The 17,750-nt window shown below is 40.0% G+C and carries 16 protein-coding genes and 1 pseudogene; 8 read left to right on the top strand and 9 right to left on the bottom strand.

Annotated elements, in window-relative coordinates; all coding sequences use genetic code 11:
- Window positions 1–24: 24 nt before the first annotated feature.
- The 5 genes from DPF91_RS13475 to DPF91_RS13455 form a co-directional block, all read right to left on the bottom strand.
- Window positions 25–933 (bottom strand): ROK family protein, encoded by a 909-nt coding sequence (locus tag DPF91_RS13475; protein WP_117234952.1) that lies wholly within the window; start codon window positions 931–933, stop codon window positions 25–27.
- Between the two features lie 2 nt (window positions 934–935).
- Window positions 936–1,553, bottom strand: a complete 618-nt coding sequence (locus DPF91_RS13470; RefSeq protein ID WP_117234951.1) for a polysaccharide deacetylase family protein — start codon at window positions 1,551–1,553, stop codon at window positions 936–938.
- 86 nt (window positions 1,554–1,639) lie between these two features.
- Window positions 1,640–2,002 (bottom strand): PTS lactose/cellobiose transporter subunit IIA, encoded by a 363-nt coding sequence (locus tag DPF91_RS13465; RefSeq protein ID WP_117234950.1) that lies wholly within the window; start codon window positions 2,000–2,002, stop codon window positions 1,640–1,642.
- Between the two features lie 141 nt (window positions 2,003–2,143).
- The gene (locus DPF91_RS13460; RefSeq protein WP_117234949.1) at window positions 2,144–3,484 is read right to left on the bottom strand and encodes a PTS sugar transporter subunit IIC; all 1,341 of its coding nucleotides are present in this window, start codon (window positions 3,482–3,484) and stop codon (window positions 2,144–2,146) included.
- 69 nt (window positions 3,485–3,553) lie between these two features.
- Window positions 3,554–3,856 carry a PTS sugar transporter subunit IIB gene (locus DPF91_RS13455; protein WP_117234948.1) on the bottom strand — a complete coding sequence of 101 codons (303 nt, stop codon included), beginning with the start codon at window positions 3,854–3,856 and terminating at the stop codon, window positions 3,554–3,556.
- Window positions 3,857–4,210: 354 nt separating this feature from the next.
- Here DPF91_RS13455 and DPF91_RS13450 point away from each other — a divergent pair, with 354 nt between their 5' ends.
- A complete protein-coding gene (locus DPF91_RS13450; protein ID WP_117234947.1) occupies window positions 4,211–4,915 on the top strand; it encodes a GntR family transcriptional regulator in 705 nt (234 codons plus the stop codon).
- Window positions 4,916–5,055: 140 nt separating this feature from the next.
- On the opposite strand, the gene DPF91_RS13445 is transcribed toward DPF91_RS13450, so the two are convergent.
- Window positions 5,056–6,336 carry a glycoside hydrolase family 125 protein gene (locus tag DPF91_RS13445; RefSeq protein ID WP_117234946.1) on the bottom strand — a complete coding sequence of 427 codons (1,281 nt, stop codon included), beginning with the start codon at window positions 6,334–6,336 and terminating at the stop codon, window positions 5,056–5,058.
- Between the two features lie 117 nt (window positions 6,337–6,453).
- Here DPF91_RS13445 and DPF91_RS13440 point away from each other — a divergent pair, with 117 nt between their 5' ends.
- The 3 genes from DPF91_RS13440 to DPF91_RS13430 all read left to right on the top strand — a co-directional run bounded on the left by DPF91_RS13440 (window position 6,454) and on the right by DPF91_RS13430 (window position 10,027).
- Window positions 6,454–6,720 carry a hypothetical protein gene (locus DPF91_RS13440; protein ID WP_117234945.1) on the top strand — a complete coding sequence of 89 codons (267 nt, stop codon included), beginning with the start codon at window positions 6,454–6,456 and terminating at the stop codon, window positions 6,718–6,720.
- 569 nt (window positions 6,721–7,289) lie between these two features.
- Window positions 7,290–8,672 (top strand): hypothetical protein, encoded by a 1,383-nt coding sequence (locus tag DPF91_RS13435; RefSeq protein WP_117234944.1) that lies wholly within the window; start codon window positions 7,290–7,292, stop codon window positions 8,670–8,672.
- Between the two features lie 38 nt (window positions 8,673–8,710).
- A complete protein-coding gene (locus DPF91_RS13430; RefSeq protein ID WP_117234943.1) occupies window positions 8,711–10,027 on the top strand; it encodes a hypothetical protein in 1,317 nt (438 codons plus the stop codon).
- Window positions 10,028–10,479: 452 nt separating this feature from the next.
- Here the strand turns inward: DPF91_RS13430 and DPF91_RS22100 are convergent, their stop codons facing one another.
- On the bottom strand, window positions 10,480–10,617 hold the full coding sequence (locus DPF91_RS22100) for a hypothetical protein (protein WP_164684169.1): 138 nt from the start codon (window positions 10,615–10,617) through the stop codon (window positions 10,480–10,482).
- Window positions 10,618–10,739: 122 nt separating this feature from the next.
- Between DPF91_RS22100 and DPF91_RS13420 the strand changes: the two are divergent.
- From DPF91_RS13420 to DPF91_RS13410, 3 genes and pseudogenes are all read left to right on the top strand, one after another.
- A pseudogene (locus tag DPF91_RS13420) lies at window positions 10,740–11,890 on the top strand (IS3 family transposase).
- A 154-nt stretch (window positions 11,891–12,044) separates the two neighbouring features.
- Window positions 12,045–12,857 carry an EAL domain-containing protein gene (locus DPF91_RS13415; RefSeq protein WP_117234941.1) on the top strand — a complete coding sequence of 271 codons (813 nt, stop codon included), beginning with the start codon at window positions 12,045–12,047 and terminating at the stop codon, window positions 12,855–12,857.
- Window positions 12,858–13,208: 351 nt separating this feature from the next.
- Window positions 13,209–14,201, top strand: a complete 993-nt coding sequence (locus DPF91_RS13410) for a DUF2860 family protein (protein WP_420855605.1) — start codon at window positions 13,209–13,211, stop codon at window positions 14,199–14,201.
- A gap of 103 nt (window positions 14,202–14,304) precedes the next feature.
- Here DPF91_RS13410 and DPF91_RS13405 read toward each other — a convergent pair whose 3' ends face one another.
- Both DPF91_RS13405 and DPF91_RS13400 read right to left on the bottom strand, forming a co-directional pair.
- Window positions 14,305–15,321, bottom strand: coding sequence for a DUF2860 family protein (locus DPF91_RS13405; RefSeq protein ID WP_117234939.1), 1,017 nt, complete (start codon window positions 15,319–15,321; stop codon window positions 14,305–14,307).
- Window positions 15,322–15,519: 198 nt separating this feature from the next.
- Window positions 15,520–16,011, bottom strand: coding sequence for a hypothetical protein (locus DPF91_RS13400; RefSeq protein ID WP_117234938.1), 492 nt, complete (start codon window positions 16,009–16,011; stop codon window positions 15,520–15,522).
- Window positions 16,012–16,255: 244 nt separating this feature from the next.
- Here DPF91_RS13400 and DPF91_RS13395 point away from each other — a divergent pair, with 244 nt between their 5' ends.
- Window positions 16,256–17,041: a hypothetical protein gene (locus DPF91_RS13395; RefSeq protein ID WP_117234937.1), complete on the top strand. Its 786-nt coding sequence runs from the start codon at window positions 16,256–16,258 to the stop codon at window positions 17,039–17,041.
- Window positions 17,042–17,750: the final 709 nt, after the last annotated feature.

The following is a 17,750-nucleotide window of genomic DNA, read 5'->3' as shown; positions in this document are numbered from 1 at the left end:
AAAAAATTTTCTGCCTGACGCAAATTAAATCAAATGGAGAAAAGCTGCGCCTCTTACCCCAGACGAATCACCATGCACATTTTTAATTACTTTTGTCTTCACAGATTTAGTGAAAGTATATTGCGCTAATTTGCTTTGTACTTTTGGATAGATAGCGTCCACATTTGACATACCACCACCAAGGACAATAATCTCAGGGTCTATCATATTCACAATTGATGCGAGTACTCTTGCGAGTTGATCACAATATAAGTCAAAATGCTCAATAGCCCTTGAATCACCTTCAGCTACCATAGACATTATTTGTTTAGAGTCAGCGGTGAAATATTTTTCTGAAAACGTTCTACCGAAACCAGAACCAGACACAAAACTTTCAGAACAATTCAATGAACCGCAATAACATTTAATTTGTTTACCGTCTTTTTCCGGGGAGTAATTTGGTAAAGGGTTATGCCCTAGTTCTCCACCTAACTTATTTAACCCAGTCACTAGCCCATTGTTGATAATCACACCAGAACCACACCCAGTCCCAACTATTACTGCAACGCATGAAGAAGTGGCTTGCTTTGCAGCGCCATCTCTATATTCAGATAGTGCTAAACAATCGGCATCATTTGCGATAGCAACGGGTACATCTATGCGAGCTTTTAAATCACCAATAAAGTCTTGACCATTTAGAACGGTTACATTCGCACCTTGCATCAAACCATCACTCCCAACAGAGCCACAGCAACCGATGCCAATAGATTCAATCTGACCACACGATGCAACCTTATCAATTACACGCATTACTGAAGCTAAAAAGTCTTGGTAATTAGACTTATCGGTCGGCTCCCTATGAGTAATCAAAGTATTGTAAGATCCCAAAGGAAGATCTTTTTCTAACCCTACACCTTCAATTTTGGTACCGCCAATATCTAAACCTACAATCATAATTATTTCTCTACTATGGCCCCACGAGGAGCTCCAACTAACTGGTTTGCTTTACCACTATTTATCTTGTCTACGCTTACAAATTGGTAACCGCATTGTTTCAGCATCGGTATAACGATTCTCAATGCTCTCAAAGTATTTCTGCAAGGCAGGATGCCTCTTTGATGACAAAGGATAACGCTCTCTTCTCGCACGTTAGTCATTATGTTGCCAACAATGTTCTCAACTTTGTGCTCGCCATTGTTTTCTGAGTCTATATTCCAATAAACCGTGGTAAGTCCACTATCAGTTAAAAAGTACTGTTGCTCATTACTTACCGAACCATACGGGGGCATGTAGTAGCGAACCATCTGTCCAGTCACTTTTTCTAAAATAGAATTACAACGAATCAACTGTTCAATAAACTCACTAAAATCTAAAAATACTGAATCTAGGTATTGATAGTGATTTCCCCCTATCAAATGCCCCTCTTGAACAATACGGCGTGTAATGTCAGGGTTCTCTTCAACATGGCTTGCCAAACAAAAAAACGTCGCTTTCGCTTGGTAGTTATTCAGTAAGTCTAGTAACTCGTTCGTTATGGAATTAATGCCACCTTCAAATGTGAGTGCTATCTTCATCTTACTTACCTATAAACCTATACCCACTAACTGACATTATTAAGATAGTCTGTGGCACTTGAAACAAGCGCCACAGGTGTAAACAGTTAAGCAACCAAAGCAGCTTTTAGCTGTGCCATTTCTTCGCGAATTGCAATAATTTCAAAAGCAACTTCTTTAGCCAGCATGCCTGTCATAATATGATCTTGAATATGAGTGAGGATCAAAGTCATAGGTACTTTACCCTCACCTTCATCAAACCCAATTAGCGCAGTTTGTGTTTTATGAACTTCTGTAAATGCTTCTTCAGCTTGTTCGATAAGTTGTTTAGCTACTTCAAATTCACCCTGGCGTGCTTTAATCATCGCTTCTTTTGAAGCTGATTCACCCATCGCAGCCTGTGTAAGTAACATCATCAAAAATTCTTCTGATATATCTTTTACACTGTTGATTTCAATATGTTCTGACATGTTGTCTCCATTTAAAACTTTAATTAATTTAGGCAATATGTATCCATAGCCCATTAAATAAATGGTCTAGATAGCAAATTTTATATTTAATAGTAAGGTATGTGTGAAGAGAGAACATTCCCTCTCCACTATCTCATAATATTAGGCGGTTACTGGAGTACCATTAGCTTGAGCTTGTTCTTGTTGAACCGCTGCCATTTTTGCTTCTTCTTCCAACAATTGCTTTTCATGCATCTTCATAAATGGGTACCAAATAACTAATGCAATAATGTAGTTCACAAGTACAGTCACAATCGCCATAACAGACCAGTTAGTTGCCCACGCAGCTGATACTGGTGTTGGCGCAGTCCAAGGTGGGATAGCAATGATACGGTGCATCAATTCAAACTTAAACATACACCAAGTAAAGATACCGCACAGCTGAGGAACTACGACCCAAGGAATAAAGTAAGTTGGGTTCATGACAATTGGTGTACCAAATGAAACCGGCTCATTTATGTTAAAGATCCCTGGGATCAATGACATCTTGCCAATTGCTTTTAGGTGAGCTGCTCGCGAGCGAAGGAAAAGTAGAACCAAAACAAATGTTGAGCCTGACCCACCAGCCATCATAAAGACATCTAACATAGGCTGAGAAAAGATCGTTGGTAGTTGAGTCCCTTCAACACCTGCCGCTAGCGCTTCTTGGTTCATGGTTAAATTCGCAAGTACGAATGGAGCAATAATACCATTTGTAATTAGCGAGCCATGTACACCAGCCCACCACAACACTTGCGCAATAAGACAGACCAACATCAATGCAGGAAGTGTATCTGACGCTGAAACTAGTGGTTTAAAGATTTCCATTATCGCTTGAGGAATAATGAAACCCGTTTGCGCTTCAATAAACAGGTTTAGCGGATAGATGGTAACAATAATAATTGTAATAGGGATAAACAGATCGAACGACTCGCGAATCTTTTCTGGTACCTGAGGTGGTAGCTTAAAACCAATATCCTTTTTCTTTAGGAAGTGCATAAGCTCAGGAACAAAAGTACCAATTAGCAGAGCTGTAAAGATACCCGTTCCTCCCATGAAAGACATTTCCAATTTACCCTCAGTAATAGGAGCTGAGACCATTAAAAATGTTGATAATGAGAGCACGCCCGCTAGAAGTGGACTCTTGATTGTCTTATCATACGATTTCGCGAGGTTGTAACCTAACCCCGTAACTATCCAAAGGGTCATAGTGCCCATTGTGAAGTTAAATGGGTGTAAAAGTTGTTCTCTATACTCTCTAGCAAATGTTGACCAAACGTTTGTCGCTTCTTCTCCAAACGGTGGAAATGCGATGACGAGTAGGAACGAACCCACGATAATAAAAGGAATAGCAGTAACGAACGCATCACGAATCGCGCAAATATGGCGTTGTGAGCCGACCTTACCAGCTACCGGTGCTACAACATTCTCTAAGAATGTAAAAAACTTATTTTGTTCCGACATGATTTTTGTCTCGGTTAACGTTATTTACAAAGCTGCCCCCCACAGGCAGCTTTATTTTTATTACAAAAATTAAAGCGCTAATGCCGCATCGAGAATCGCAGCACCATTCATCATGCCGTATTCCATCATGCCAATTTGCCCACACTTCAACCCTTTTTCACCACAGATACCACTCAGGCGATCAAACTCATATTTGATCTGAGGTGCAACCATACAAATCTCATATTGATCGACAACATCAGCAAACTCAGAAACCGAGTATGCTTTGATTTCCGCACTCATACCTTTCGCTTCAGCAGCTTCGCGCATCTTGTTTACAACCATAGATGTAGACATACCCGCTGAACAAACAAGGAAGATTTTTTTAGTCATTTGGAGTTTCCCCTATATTTAGAATTTTTAGCCTAATACGTGCTCAATCAGTTTTCTGAATGGTGTACAAGCTCTGTTTTCGACGCTAATAAAACAGATATCGGAACTCAGTAAAAGCGCTCAGTTGTGAAAACCGTACACCCGTCACACAAAACAACACCGTTTTAGAACCAAAACCATATAGTTATTGAAAGACAACCTATATGGGTTTATTTTGTATGTGCAAATAATCTTCGGTCAGCCGAAATTTGGGTACTGTGTTATCGATATGATCACGAGGTAGCTAGGTTTAATTAGACAAAGTGAACAATATTTGTTAAACGCTACATAGCAAAGACAATAACGGAAGAATCCATGGTCAAATACCTAGAAATCTATGAATCAATAAAAGACCGCATTATAAAAGGTGAGTACAAAAGTAATGACAAACTACCAGATGGAACTTCATTAGCGAATGAGTTTGGCTGTAGTGAACTAACAATAAAAAAAGCGCTCGATATACTGGTCAACGATGGGCTGGTTGTTAGAAAGCGCGGTTCTGGCTCTTACGTCAAGCGCCCTCTGAGTACCCAAGCTCCAAGACATTTATATGGAACAACGAGGAACGCAGCCTCCAGTGGTCAATCATTAGAAACGGTGGTGTTAAATTACTCGGTAGAGCCTGCGAGTGATTTTTTAGCGGAACGCTTGAATTGCGACGAAGGTGATATGTTGTACCACTTGATCCGTGTTCGAGTCATCGACAAAAAACCACACGTGATCGAAGATACATTTATGCCTATTAATGTGATAACTGGCTTGTCAAAGCAAAATGTAGAGGGTTCTGTATACAGCTACATCACAAATGAACTCGGTCTAAAGATTCACAGCTCGACGATGGAAATAACCGTCACCGAAGCTACACAGCTCGAGTATGAACATCTAAATGTGCCGATTGGAAACAACGTTGTAAATGTAGAGCAAGTCGTATTTTTAGACAATGGTGATATATTCGAATATTCAAATGTTAAACATTTGTGTGATAATTTCAGATTTTCGACCAATTTCGTAAAAATGTAAGGTCATACACAATTCAATTATTCCTGTAGTGGCCCTTTAAAGGGCCTCAACAGGAATCATACTCTGTATATAACTCATGCCTCCAAAAAGACGTGCATTGGATATATCACGTTATGTACATGTACGCCAAATACCTCCAACTAGAAGGGAAACCTTTGTTCATGCAGTTTCAAAATGAGCTCTGAAAATATTGAATTTGACCAAGCAAACCAAGAGCGAGTGTACTGTGAGGGATCATCAACGTGAAAGCCTTCGTGCATAAAGTATGTTTCATCATGGGTTGACTCTAGCGTTGATAAAACTTCGATTATCTCATCATCAGATGAGCTAGTTAAAGCTTGCATACTTAGCGCAATATGCCAAATGTATTGTTCGGGTGTATGCTGACTTCCTATTCCTCTTGCACTCTCACCTTTGAAATAATATGGGTTAAATTCACTCAAGATGAACCTTCTCGTATTCGCATACACCTTATTATCTCGCTCTAAATAGCCTAAATAAGGTGCAGATAGTAGACTCGGCACATTAGCATCGTCCATCAACAAATAATTCCCATATCCATCTGTTTCATAGGCATAGATATCTCCAAATTTCGGATGGTTATATATCCCATAACTTTGGATCCCCTTATCAATCGTGTCCTCAAGTTTCGCGGCTCTTGAGGTTAGTTGAGAGTTGCCATTAATACTGGTAAGTATTGTTTGCATGTAACGTAAAACAACACAAGCAAACATGTTTGATGGAATTAAATAACCATACATACAGGCATCATCACTGGGCCTAAAACCCGACCAAGTCATCCCAGTTTTCTTTACCGGTGTGCCTCTTCCTTCATTTTTCAACGTATCACTCTCTGGGCCATTTAAGCGCTGGAATGTATATTTTGATCTTCCCGAATGATCCTGCTCTACCTCCCATGTATCAAGTATTGTCCTAACAGCTTGTTCAAACTCAACGTCAAAAATAGTGCTGTCTCCAGTTTCAACCCAATATAGATAAGCTAGTTGAATTGGATAGCATAGAGAATCCACCTCATACTTACGTTCCCATACCCATGGATTCATTTCAGTCAAATCTTCATGGAAACATTTGCCGTTTTTTTGCTCATTAAAGGCGTTAGCATAGGGATCTATATTAATGTATCTAATCTGGCGCTTTATAAGCCCTCGAATTATTCGTCGTAGTAGCTCATCGTTCCTTGCTACCGGAAGATAATGCCTAACCTGAGCGGCAGAATCCCTGAGCCACATTGCAGGAATATCACCAGTTATGGCAAAAACCGAACCATCCTCTAACTCCTTCATTGTTGTTTCAATTGTATTGGGGTAGCAGCAACGAAATAGCTTTGCAAGCCTTGGTCTATGTTCAAGAGTCGCACAAACTTCATCAACTGTCTGAGATATCTTTTGCGGTACTTCCATGTTTAAACCTCTATTATCGATGGATCATATTCCTATGATGATGTAAGCCACACAGTGAACTGTACCACTAGAGCGAGAGTGTATTGAGGCATCTATGCAAAGAATGAGGAGTCCGTTATGGATGTCGCACCGTACGCCAATAAGCTCGCGGAATACTTCACAATTCAACGCAAGCTTATCACCGAGAAAGAACTAGTGAATGAGCTCACTGATGCTTCAGAAGAGTACCTTATCGTCAATGAAGTTTTAAAAGACTGCGCAATCACACGAAGACAGTACCAACGGCTGCAGGCTAGAGTTCCTAAACTGCGGAAAAGTATGTTGCAAGAAGCCAGCACTGTGAAACGATGGATTCACCTTAGTTTTAGTGGTCCTGCTGTGTGAGATAAATACCTGTGTTCACAGGTGACGCTCGCTTATAACACAAATCCTCACTGCGGGCGCTGCTCGCTGTGAGGCTAAAATCACTACTCATATCGGCAAGTAAACGATTCAACAACTTGACACAAATTCTGTGTTCAAGGATTGCTAGTACCTCCATACAGTTGGTGATCACAGCCGCGGAGCGGCTTCGTTCAACTCATAATTGGACACTGTTGAGTTAGATATAGCTCTTCGAGAAGGGAGCCGTATCGACAACTTTCATCTTAAATATCAGTGGACACACAGTAATCAGTGATAATTCACTTTACAGAAGAATGTGATTCAAGTCTCAGTAACATAAATTAAACACAAAAAGCTTACCTAATTTAAGTTATTGATTAATAAGTAAAGTGACATTTATAAAATACTTGAATGATAATTAGTTAACATATTGATAAAACTAATGTAAACGCCAATCCATAAAATTTCCCTCCCTTTTTTTTGTATAAACATCACACTGTTGATAATTGTGTTATATGTACTTAATTTCTATGTCTGTTTGCTAGTGCAACAATTTAATGGATATAGAAATGAAGCATAACAAGATATTGCTAGCCTTCGGGTTAATTAGTATCGCTGTAACTACAGGATGTAGCGACAGCGATAGCTCCTCCAATCAGAGTTCTTCTGATCCTGTGCCGTACAACGTGACGGCAATCGATGGCTACCTGCAAAATGCTCAAGTATGGCTCGATTTAAACAACAACTACCTCTTAGATGATGGAGAGCCTAATGCTTTCTCAGGCACTGGCGGTGTCGCTGAACTTAATGTGTCAGGGATTGCTGACCCAACTCAGTACCCTATCGTTGTCCAAGCCATTGCTGGGCAAACCATCGATGAAGATCAAGGTCCTGTAACGGAAGCTTATGTCATGTCTGCACCCGCAGGAGAAACAGCGGTCACACCTCTTTCCACTGTTGTGCACAATGCTCTAAAACAAGACCCAACTCTTGATAAAGATACTGCGGTTCAACAAGTTGCAACTCAGCTAGGCATTAAAGCTGACGATGTACTCGGTGACTTTATTGACGGTGGTGCTTCAAAAGCGGCTTATGCTGCTGAACAAATAGTTGAGCAAGGTGCACTACCAACTGACCCTGAAGAACTGCAAAAAGTATCCCAACCAGGCAGTTCTGAAGCAGGAAAATTCACCATCATCGTTGCTGGTGTTAATGAGGAAATAAAGCAGGTTCTAGACACCGTTGATGATAGTCAGACTTCAGAAGAGATTAAACAAGAGCTTGATGAGAAAGAGCCTATAGTCATCGAAGACCGCGATGGCGATGGCGTCAAAGATATTGATGATGAATATCCTGACAATGCTGATGAATGGGTAGATGCCGATAACGATGGATTAGGTGATAACAAGGCTGATCCACACCCTAACGATACCGATAACGATGGCTACAATAACGACATCGACCAATTCCCTACTAACTCAGACGAATGGGCAGATAACGACAACGATGGCCTAGGTGATAACCAAGAAGATGAATATCCAAATGATACCGACAACGATGGTTACACCAACGACAACGATGAGTATCCAAACGATAACACTCGTATCGGTGATGGAGATAATGATGGTATTGATGACTTAACCGACCAATACCCCAACGATACCGACAATGATGGCTACACCAATGATGATGATGAGTTTCCTAACGACAATACTCGCTCTGGTGACTCTGATAACGATGGCTACGATAACCTAGATGACGATTACCCTAACGACGATACCCGTTCGGGTGATTCAGATAACGATAGCATCGACAACAACATAGATAACTGCCCAACAGTTGCCAACAACGATCAAGCCGATAGTGACTTGGATGGTATCGGTGATGCGTGTGATATCAATACTGAATTTACTTGGGACAACACAAACTGGGACGAAAGTAACTGGCAATAACCGCCTGTACTCAAATATGGATATATAAGGATTAAACCATGAAAACAATGAATAAAGTCGTGTTGGCTACAGCGATCAGTCAGATTTTAACCGTCAGCGCATATGCTGCTGTTCCAAACACCTTTTCATCTGGCACTGCGGCTAAGGCAAGTGAAGTTAACGCCAACTTTACTTACCTAGATGATAAAGCAACAAGCTTAGATACAACTGTCACAAGAATCGACGGCGAGGTTGGCACACTCTATGATGATGTAGGTGGCCTCTATGATGATGTCGATGATTTAAGAACTCGTGTCGAGACACTGGAAGACCAAGGTGGCGGTAATGATGGCGGTGCAAGTAACCCATATACAACTGTAGGTATTGATTGTGATACTGACGGTGTTAGTGCTTTATACGATGCGCTTGAAAATGCCCGCAATGCATCGACTCGTACAACCTTTAATCTATCAGGGACGTGTAATGGCGCTTATATCGATCGAGGTGATATCAAGATCGTTGGTGATGGTACAGCAATTATTAATGCGATTAGTGTCGAAGATCCAGAGTCCTTCTTCATTGACGCTCAATCTAATGTTCGCCTTGAAAATATTACGCTTGTAAGTGGTATTGCCGCACGTAATAGCTCATCAGTTCGCTTAGATGACGTCACATTTTCAAATCTACCACCGTTAGATGGTGATGAATACGCGCCAAATATCGATCTAAATACTGCGTACCTGCGCATTAACTCTGGCTCTATTGGTAATGTAGCGATACACGCAAAGCGTAACTCAACAGTCGATATTAAAGATGGCGTAGATGGTGATGGACTTTATATAAGAGGGGATGTTAACTCTTCACTTCTTGTCGATAGCACATTAGTAAGCTTCGATAGAGTTGAAGCAATTGGTAATACATTCATCTATGTCAATGCACTAAATGCAGATGAGGTTATTGCTGAGCAAGGCTCTGTGATCGAAGCTGATTCACTTGATGCAACCGATTTGGTAGAGGCTTGGGGTAACTCTCGCATCGCGGTATGGGGCAGCGTAAACATCGGTACGAATGGTGAACTCAATATTACAAACACTAGTTCATTTACTGCTGAAGGTGCTCTAACAACAGGTACACTAAACTGTGAAAACTCTTCAACGTTCCAAGTCGGTGAAGACCTTACTACAACAAGTACCTTTGATTGGGATCTCGGTGTTAGTGGGCTCGCGATCCAGAAGGGTTGTCATGGTCAATATGGTATGAATGTTGACGGTTCTGGTTCACTAACAACTGCTGGAAGCGTAGGTTATGGTATCTACCAATATTCAACACTGATTGATGGAAACTATAACGAAATTCTTAACCCTCAAATTGACTAATTTCCTCAATTGCTAGAGGCAGTTGCCTTGCGTGCTGTTTTTTTCGCTGTGATTGGTGGGAAATTTCAGGTTCCAAATAAACTAAGATTTGGACTTAGTAATGCCTGATGGCTAGTAAAAAATAGTGCAAAAGGCCAGTCAAATAACAGGCCGTTAAGCTAAAAAGCTGTTAGAAATAACTATTTCTAACAGCTTTTTCATGTCGATTCTTCCGTTAATCAAGTTTCTCCTTGATAACGATACATCAGTTCTCACCGCAACCATTAGCCTTCTTATATTCATCATACTTTTCAAATACCTGGAGATGGGTTAGGGATCTTCATACTCTATTTTTAGCCACGTTCGCATGAGGCTAGTAACACGCAATGGGGCAATTCCGAGTTATGAATTGCCAATAGTATCGGTTCTTCTGGGTACTTTCACAGAGACTTTAAAATAGCGCAGCCCCTAGGCTACAGCGCATGCTTCTTATCGTCAGGTGAAATATCTTTAATTACGGGATGACCTGATAAACGCTCCATAGTTAATTCATCAATCTCAGTAGTGAATACCTTGAATCGGATGAGCATACCTTCATTTCGTGCAGTCATTCCCAATGTCGCAATAAAGTCCACGAGTTTATCATCAATGATACCCTGCTCTTCCAAAACTGATCCGCACCATCAGTTTTAGACACTGCGTTAAGTGAGTACAATCACTAACAAGGTGGACAATGACAACCAAGAAAACACGAAACAAACATGCTCCTGAATTTAAAGCCGAAGCACTTAAGTTGGCTGAAAAAGTCGGAGTCGCTGCTGCTGCACGACAACTATCGTTTTATGAATCTCAAATCTATGGGTGGCGAAAAGCCGTTAAGAAAGATGCGAAGAGTAGCGACAGAGAAAGAGAACTCGCCACTGAAAATGCCAAACTCAAACGATTACTGGCTGAGCAAGCTGAAGAGCTAGATATCGTAAAAAAGGCCGCCACCTACTTCGCGAAAAATCTAAAGTAGATTGTTATGAGTTTATGCTCGAACACCTGATGCAATATAGGATTGTCCGTATGGCTAAGGTGTTTGGGGTTTCTCGAAGTGGGTTTTATTAATGGATTAATCATCGCCATTAAGTCACTCAACGCAACGAGCACCGCAAGCAGCTTGATAGCAAGGTTCTAGATGTCTTTGTTAATAAAAAGGAACGCGATGGTGCAAGGCGTATTCAAAAAGAACTTGAAGAGAATGGGAATAAGCATGATGTAAAAACCATTGCTGCAAGTATGAAGCGCCAGAACTTAGTCGCGAAAGCCGCCCGTAAGTTTAAATGTACGACAGACAGTAAGCATAAGCTTCCTGTTGCCCCTAACTTGCTTGAGCAAGACTTTAATGCGACAGCACCGAATCAAAAATGGGCTGGAGATATTACCTATCTAACGACAAGCGAAGGTTGGATGTATTTAGCTGTTGTCATCGACTTATACTCACGGCAAGTCGTTGGTTGGTCAATGAACACTAGAATGACGGCCACTCTGGTCGGTGATGCGCTATCAATGGCATTATTCCGTAGAGGTATGCCACAGGGTGTGATTATCCATAGCGATAGAGGTAGCCAGTATTGTTCAAAAGATTACCGAGACTTAATTGCAGCCCATAACCTAAAACAAAGTATGAGCAGGAAGGGAAATTGTTGGGATAACGCTTGTGTTGAAAGCTTCTTCCACTCAATGAAAGTAGAAGCCGTCCAATACGAGCCGATGATGACGCGAGAAGAGATGCGCCAAGCACTTTTTGAGTACATCGAAGTTGATTATAATCGAACAAGAAGGCACAGTGCCCTTGGGTATCTAAGCCCAGTTTACTTTGAAAAACAATATGTCGCTTAATGCGCTGTCCAGTCTGGCTGGAGCTGATCACCAAATCAATTTGATTTATGAACTAGTAGTTAGGCTCTTCTTCGCTAGTAAATGTTCCAGTATTTAAAAGCCAGGAGATGGCAATAATAACCTTAGATATTTCTTCAATCTAAGGTTAAACCTCATGAACTCGACCAATGATTTTTTTAATCAAGGGAATATAGTCAGCAAAATTCATTTAGATGAAATTTTGGCAAATGACGAGAAAAAGAGCTCAAATTTGGAGCTTAAATATATACCTAAAGTTAATATCCAAACTAGTGAAGTGTTCAGCATTGAGCCAAGCGTTTTCTTCGTCCATAGAGATAGCGCACATCTAGCTCATCGGTATCAATGTAAAGGGAGTTATAAATTATCAGCATTCAAGGTGTTCGAAAAATCCGTTGATTGTTCACTCAAAGATTGTGCAGAGTGGGATAAGATCGGCAAGCGATTCAGCATTTCAATTAACACCCCAGCAGCTTTGTTAATGAACAACTGGTGTCCTTCTTATGTTCATGAGGCATTAGAAAAACACAAGATCGAACCACAGCGACTAACAATCAATGTCTATCCAGATCACAGCGACATGGGAAACAAGGATTTACTGTGCAGCCTTGCGTCCTTAAATTTAATGGGCGTTAGACTATGCCTTTCCAACTTCGGCGGCGATTCAACCGCTCTGAGTGCACTGTCATCGATTAAATTTGATGAAGTGAGGATTGATAAAGAAGTCACTCAAAAAATCGCATACTCAGAAAAGCACAAAGAAATACTTAGTCAACTCACTAATTTAGCTCATAGGCTTGGTCTTCAAGTTTCCGCTGATGGAGTAAAATACAAATTTCAAAAGGAGATTCTAGAAATATGTGGCGTTGATTATATACAAGGAGAATATCTTAACAGTCCCGTCACTTCTGACGAAATAACTCTATTTTTATCAAAATTTCGAACCTAACCTCCAATGTAAAAAGGGCTGACTAATAAAACTCAACATCATTAGTCTAGCCCAACCATTCAGATGCATTAGCACTACTTCCACGAGCTTGCTTCCTCAAATACCATTCCGCATTCACCTTTTGAGAATCAACTATCACTGCCACTTTTATAACTCTCAAAAAATGAACCCTATCCACTTAACCATTGCTTAAATACACACCGTATTCAACACCTCAGTATGTAGTTCGATACCGTATTTCTGGCTAAATCAATACCGTTATACGGCGTTTCATTTACTTGCTGAAAACGACAGCAGAGTTAAACCAACATGCTACTAACGCAGTTAAAGCCACACCGAAAAAAAAACGTAATAATAAGCATCGGACTCCTTGTATCACATCAGCTCTATGCCACCGATTCAATCGATGAAGAAGGAGGTTTTAGTGGACACCTTAACGTGGGTGCAGGACTGACCAATGTAGAGTCCAACACCATCTCTGACTTTTCTACGATAGACTTCGAGAACGAATCAATTCAATCATTAGGCTCCCCCTCCAGTTCTTCGACCTCGACAACGCCACTTGTTGGAATGGAGCTTGCCTACACATTTGTATCAACTGGGACAAAAGTATTTATTGGTAATAGCCTCGAGGACTATATTAGCTTCGATTTCGCTACCCGAGCAGGTTTCAGGCAACCAATAGAAAACCTAGGTACGTTTGGGATTAGCTACCTAAAGACCTCTGTTGCAGCAGAAGTCTGGGAAGACCCTTTTTCCATTAATAGTCAGAGATCTAGCACAGATAGAGATAGTAATGGTTACCGCTTAATCTGGGACAACATACTTGACAGTAATTTAGAAGTGACGTTCTCAAAGCGAGAAATTGAAATTGCGAATGAACATAGTGGCGAGTCATCAAATCTAAATGACCAACAACGTACTATGCTCAATCGAAATGGTGATGTATATAAAGCAACCATGAAATACACCTTCAGTTCTGACTCTCGTAAACATGTGATAGCCCCGCAACTTCACGTGGTTAAACAAGACAGAGATGGAAGCGCAGTTTCTTCTGATGAGTTTGGTATCAACGTAAACTACATTTTTACGAAAGATCGTTGGAGCTACGTTTTTAACACTAGTTTTTCCAAGACAGAATTTGATGATGTTAACCCTATATTCAATGAAAAGGGTGACAGTGTTCGTTATGGTTTGAGTGCAACTTTATTTTACCAAGAACCATTCAATCTAGAAAACTGGTATTTAAATACAGGTGTAGTAGCACTCGAAGAGCAAAGTGATATTGAGTTTTATGATTCCTCCATCAAGCAATGGTCTTTAGGAATGCTTTACCGATTCTAGCGAGTCATTAATTTAATTTAATAAAAGAAGAGTGCCTCTGTTCAAGAGTCACTCTGTTATCGAACCAATTAAATCAGCATGTTTGGCGATTCTTCATTTCCGTTTAAAAACGATACATCATTCCTGCAGTGACCATAGAAATACTTGAATCGTAGAAGGCGATGTCACTATCTTCTTCAAACCAAGCGACACCAAGGTTCATGTTCCAGTTCTTCATATCAAAAGGTTCATCATAGAAAAAAGTCGCACTTGCACCCATCAATTGACTATCCCCTTTTTTGTCAAACACCGGGTTAATGTCATCGGCTTCTAAAGTTGCATAATAAACGTTGGTCACAAAGTTCCATTCATTAGCGGCATACATATATGTACCTCCGACAGAAATACCATCCCAGGCCATTGCATCCCCCTCAGCATCATGACGAAGGTAAGCGATTTCTGGTGAGATAGAGTGACGCTTGTTGTCGGAGGTAAACTGATATCGCATTTCAATTTCATAGTTATCGCCGCCACGTTTGAGCATCGCTTTTTCTTGATCAGTTAAGCTTGTGACAGATTGACCATTCTTCTCATCATCAAACTCAATATCACGGTAGGTATAGCGAACCTCAAATTCAGATCCGTAAATATTATCCCAAACCAAGCGATAGCCATTAGCTGTGCGTTCTGTTTTTTCTCGTTCCGTATTTAATGCTAAAGGATCCGCCCAGACTTCTGTTTTAAGTGCTGTGTAAATAACACTCGCGCCAAATGTACCTACATCGTTAATTTCTTGTCTGATACCGGCAAAAGTCGATAGATCGAATCGGATGTAATCTTCCAAACGGTTACCGATATAAAGCTGGGTTTTAGTGTCAGCAAAAGTGTATGAAAGCTCAGCGGCGGCGATGCCCATACCGCTTTCTTTGCTATCCGCTTCACCGTAAGCCGAGATTGAATCATCACTTAGGTCATCCTGGAATGCAAACTCTGCAACTTCATTAGATTTGACAGAAACGCCGCCTACACCGACGTTTACGAACCCACTAAAACCGCCTTTCTCCGGTACCGAGTCTTCAGCAGATAGGTTACAAGCGAATAAAATAGAAAGAGTGATTAAACCTAAATTACGTTTTTTCATAACATGTCCTGGTTATATTCATCAAAAGTTGATGGGGTTATCATCAACTTTTGATGAACAAACCAGAACTGTTACATTTACTAGTCACTCGCTAGAAAATTACGGTTATTTCCTAAAGAAAAACGACCTCTATAGAAAAACATAGAGGCCGCAACCTTTCAATCTGTTTGATGGCTAAATATCGATACAAAAAACAACTCACTCTCTGCTAGATAAGTAAGAATGTAGATTTTTTTCTATCCAATCACTTTCTTCGTACTTTAGATAGATATCGTAAATTATATATGCTGTTGGATTATCAAGGTTTCCATAATTAATGAAATCATTTATTTTACTTTCCTCCCAAGGATCTAAATCCAATTTTTCTCCGCTTACCTTATTAACGAAGAAGTTAAAATTATTAACAAGTTCTTCTTGATGGAGATTAACATAAAACTTCGTTAAAGGCTTGTCAGAAAGTAATATCTTATGCATGTTATTTAAGTTATCCCCAAAGTATTTGTGAAATACATACCCAAACATAACCAAAGTGCATACTGATACTTCATACCGACTCTCATTTAGTGAAAAGGCGAGCATAAACAAGCACATAAACAGCACAATCATTGAAAGCACATTATTAACAAAGTCAAGATTAAGTATTAACTTCAATCTTTTAATATCATTTACCATAAATTCAAAACTTTTCATACCTTCCACCAGAACTAAAAGCAATATCATTAATTAAATAATATTCAACTAAGGAAATGACATAACTGGTAGATATACTAGTCATCACAATCAATATTCCCTAGAGGGATTTATAGATATTCACATTTCAAGAACTTCGCATGTCATTTACATCCAACTTTCTCATAATGTGCATTCTTCACCAATGAATAAATATTTAATAGCGATTAATTAATCAATACCTGAAAGATAAGTGAAAAAATCAATGAACTTTAAAAACTCAAAAACAAAGAAAGTTGTTTTAGCCACTGCTTTAATGACGGCTCCTACATTGGGGTTAGCCAATGACACTAATACTCAAGATGATTGGGCATTTGATGTCGAAGCATACTCATTTTTAGTCAATATTGACGGTGATGCAGGAATTGGTCGGAAGGGCAACATGCTCCCAGAAAGCGAGGTTGATGTACCGTTTTCCGACGTTGTCGATATGCTCGAATCAACGCTCATGGTGCATACTGAAGGGCTTTATAAAAACACGTGGGGGTATATTCTTGATTATAGCTATATGGACCTCAGTGAAGGCGGAAGCGTTGTTGGATTAGCAAACTCAAACTATGATGTAGACGTGTTTCAAGGAGCCTTAACAGCGAAAGGGTTTCGACGCTACCCTCAAAGCTTTGGTCACATCGACCTAGTAGCAGGATTACGTTGGTGGCAAAATAAAATAGACCTTGCCGTTGATGTTGATGCTTTAGGATTACATAGTTCACGATCACTCGATGTGGATTGGGTAGACTATGTCGTTGGTACAAGAGTTCAATACAATATCAACAACAAGTGGCGATACTACTTTGATATCGATGCTGGAATTGGCAAAGATACTGAGTTTACATCAGAGCTGCAAACGGGCTTCAAACGAGAGTTCAAAAATGACTCTTACCTAAGGCTAGGATTTAAATCTACCTACGTAAATTACAACAACAAAGAAAAATTTTCTTACGATACAAATTCTTGGGGTCTTGTGATTGGCTATGGAATGCATTTCTAACATAGTATTTATCTGGCGCCATATGACATACTCTCGATAGCAGTTCTAAGGCTCAAGGACTGAGCTGATTCTCATTTTAGATCAGCCAAAAACATTAAAATCACTAATACTGTTGCTAACACATCCACAAATGAACTACTAGCGCTCAACCTGCTTGCGATTCAAAGTCCCTAACTTCCACCAGCACCTTATCATTAAGAAAGAACAATATTCCATCCAGACCAGATATCCCACTATAAAGGTTAGAAGGTACTAGACAGCTACCGAAAAACTGATTCACTGAACAAATAAAACGCCTTCTCATTTAAATCAATTTCTTCTAGTCGTGGGAGGTACGAACCGTATGCCTTCAGTGGAGTGCTAAAAATACTTGTCAACGGTTGGGTAACACAGGGACATAAAGGCGACTGATGCTTAATAATGCGTAAACTTGAATTGAATACGATTGCTTATTACTAGAGCAACAGTATGTAAGCTATAGATAAGAGCTTTGACTCTACTTCTTGATTATTTAATTGGTTTCACGAAGAACTTTAACCAGAGTGTGTCATAGAAAAACGAAGTGGATGATTACTAAATTATCATTCGCGGATTGATTTAACCTTTGTTGTTTTTCTGTTGTATCAGATGTTCGCTGTACTAGATATTAGCTGAATAGACTATGACATTAGCCCGATAAATACGGCTTAACACTTACATTTGAAAAGAA

The organism is Vibrio maerlii (genome assembly GCF_003415655.1).
GTDB classification, from domain to species: domain Bacteria; phylum Pseudomonadota; class Gammaproteobacteria; order Enterobacterales; family Vibrionaceae; genus Vibrio; species Vibrio maerlii.
The sequence above is the reverse complement of the archived record's forward strand: the minus strand, read 5'-3'. Positions and strand labels throughout refer to the sequence as shown.

What these genes read in the sequence shown, in the direction of transcription:
- DPF91_RS13400 (WP_117234938.1), bottom strand. Translation starts at nt 16,011, where the DNA reads ATGAAAAGTTTTGAATTTATGGTAAATGATATTAAAAGATTGAAGTTA.
- DPF91_RS13415 (WP_117234941.1), top strand. Translation starts at nt 12,045, where the DNA reads ATGAACTCGACCAATGATTTTTTTAATCAAGGGAATATAGTCAGCAAA.
- DPF91_RS13475 (WP_117234952.1), bottom strand. Translation starts at nt 933, where the DNA reads ATGATTGTAGGTTTAGATATTGGCGGTACCAAAATTGAAGGTGTAGGG.
- DPF91_RS13455 (WP_117234948.1), bottom strand. Translation starts at nt 3,856, where the DNA reads ATGACTAAAAAAATCTTCCTTGTTTGTTCAGCGGGTATGTCTACATCT.
- DPF91_RS13430 (WP_117234943.1), top strand. Translation starts at nt 8,711, where the DNA reads ATGAAAACAATGAATAAAGTCGTGTTGGCTACAGCGATCAGTCAGATT.
- DPF91_RS13395 (WP_117234937.1), top strand. Translation starts at nt 16,256, where the DNA reads ATGAACTTTAAAAACTCAAAAACAAAGAAAGTTGTTTTAGCCACTGCT.
- DPF91_RS22100 (WP_164684169.1), bottom strand. Translation starts at nt 10,617, where the DNA reads ATGACTGCACGAAATGAAGGTATGCTCATCCGATTCAAGGTATTCACT.
- DPF91_RS13440 (WP_117234945.1), top strand. Translation starts at nt 6,454, where the DNA reads ATGGATGTCGCACCGTACGCCAATAAGCTCGCGGAATACTTCACAATT.
- DPF91_RS13445 (WP_117234946.1), bottom strand. Translation starts at nt 6,336, where the DNA reads ATGGAAGTACCGCAAAAGATATCTCAGACAGTTGATGAAGTTTGTGCG.
- DPF91_RS13405 (WP_117234939.1), bottom strand. Translation starts at nt 15,321, where the DNA reads ATGAAAAAACGTAATTTAGGTTTAATCACTCTTTCTATTTTATTCGCT.
- DPF91_RS13460 (WP_117234949.1), bottom strand. Translation starts at nt 3,484, where the DNA reads ATGTCGGAACAAAATAAGTTTTTTACATTCTTAGAGAATGTTGTAGCA.
- DPF91_RS13470 (WP_117234951.1), bottom strand. Translation starts at nt 1,553, where the DNA reads ATGAAGATAGCACTCACATTTGAAGGTGGCATTAATTCCATAACGAAC.
- DPF91_RS13450 (WP_117234947.1), top strand. Translation starts at nt 4,211, where the DNA reads ATGGTCAAATACCTAGAAATCTATGAATCAATAAAAGACCGCATTATA.
- DPF91_RS13435 (WP_117234944.1), top strand. Translation starts at nt 7,290, where the DNA reads ATGAAGCATAACAAGATATTGCTAGCCTTCGGGTTAATTAGTATCGCT.
- DPF91_RS13465 (WP_117234950.1), bottom strand. Translation starts at nt 2,002, where the DNA reads ATGTCAGAACATATTGAAATCAACAGTGTAAAAGATATATCAGAAGAA.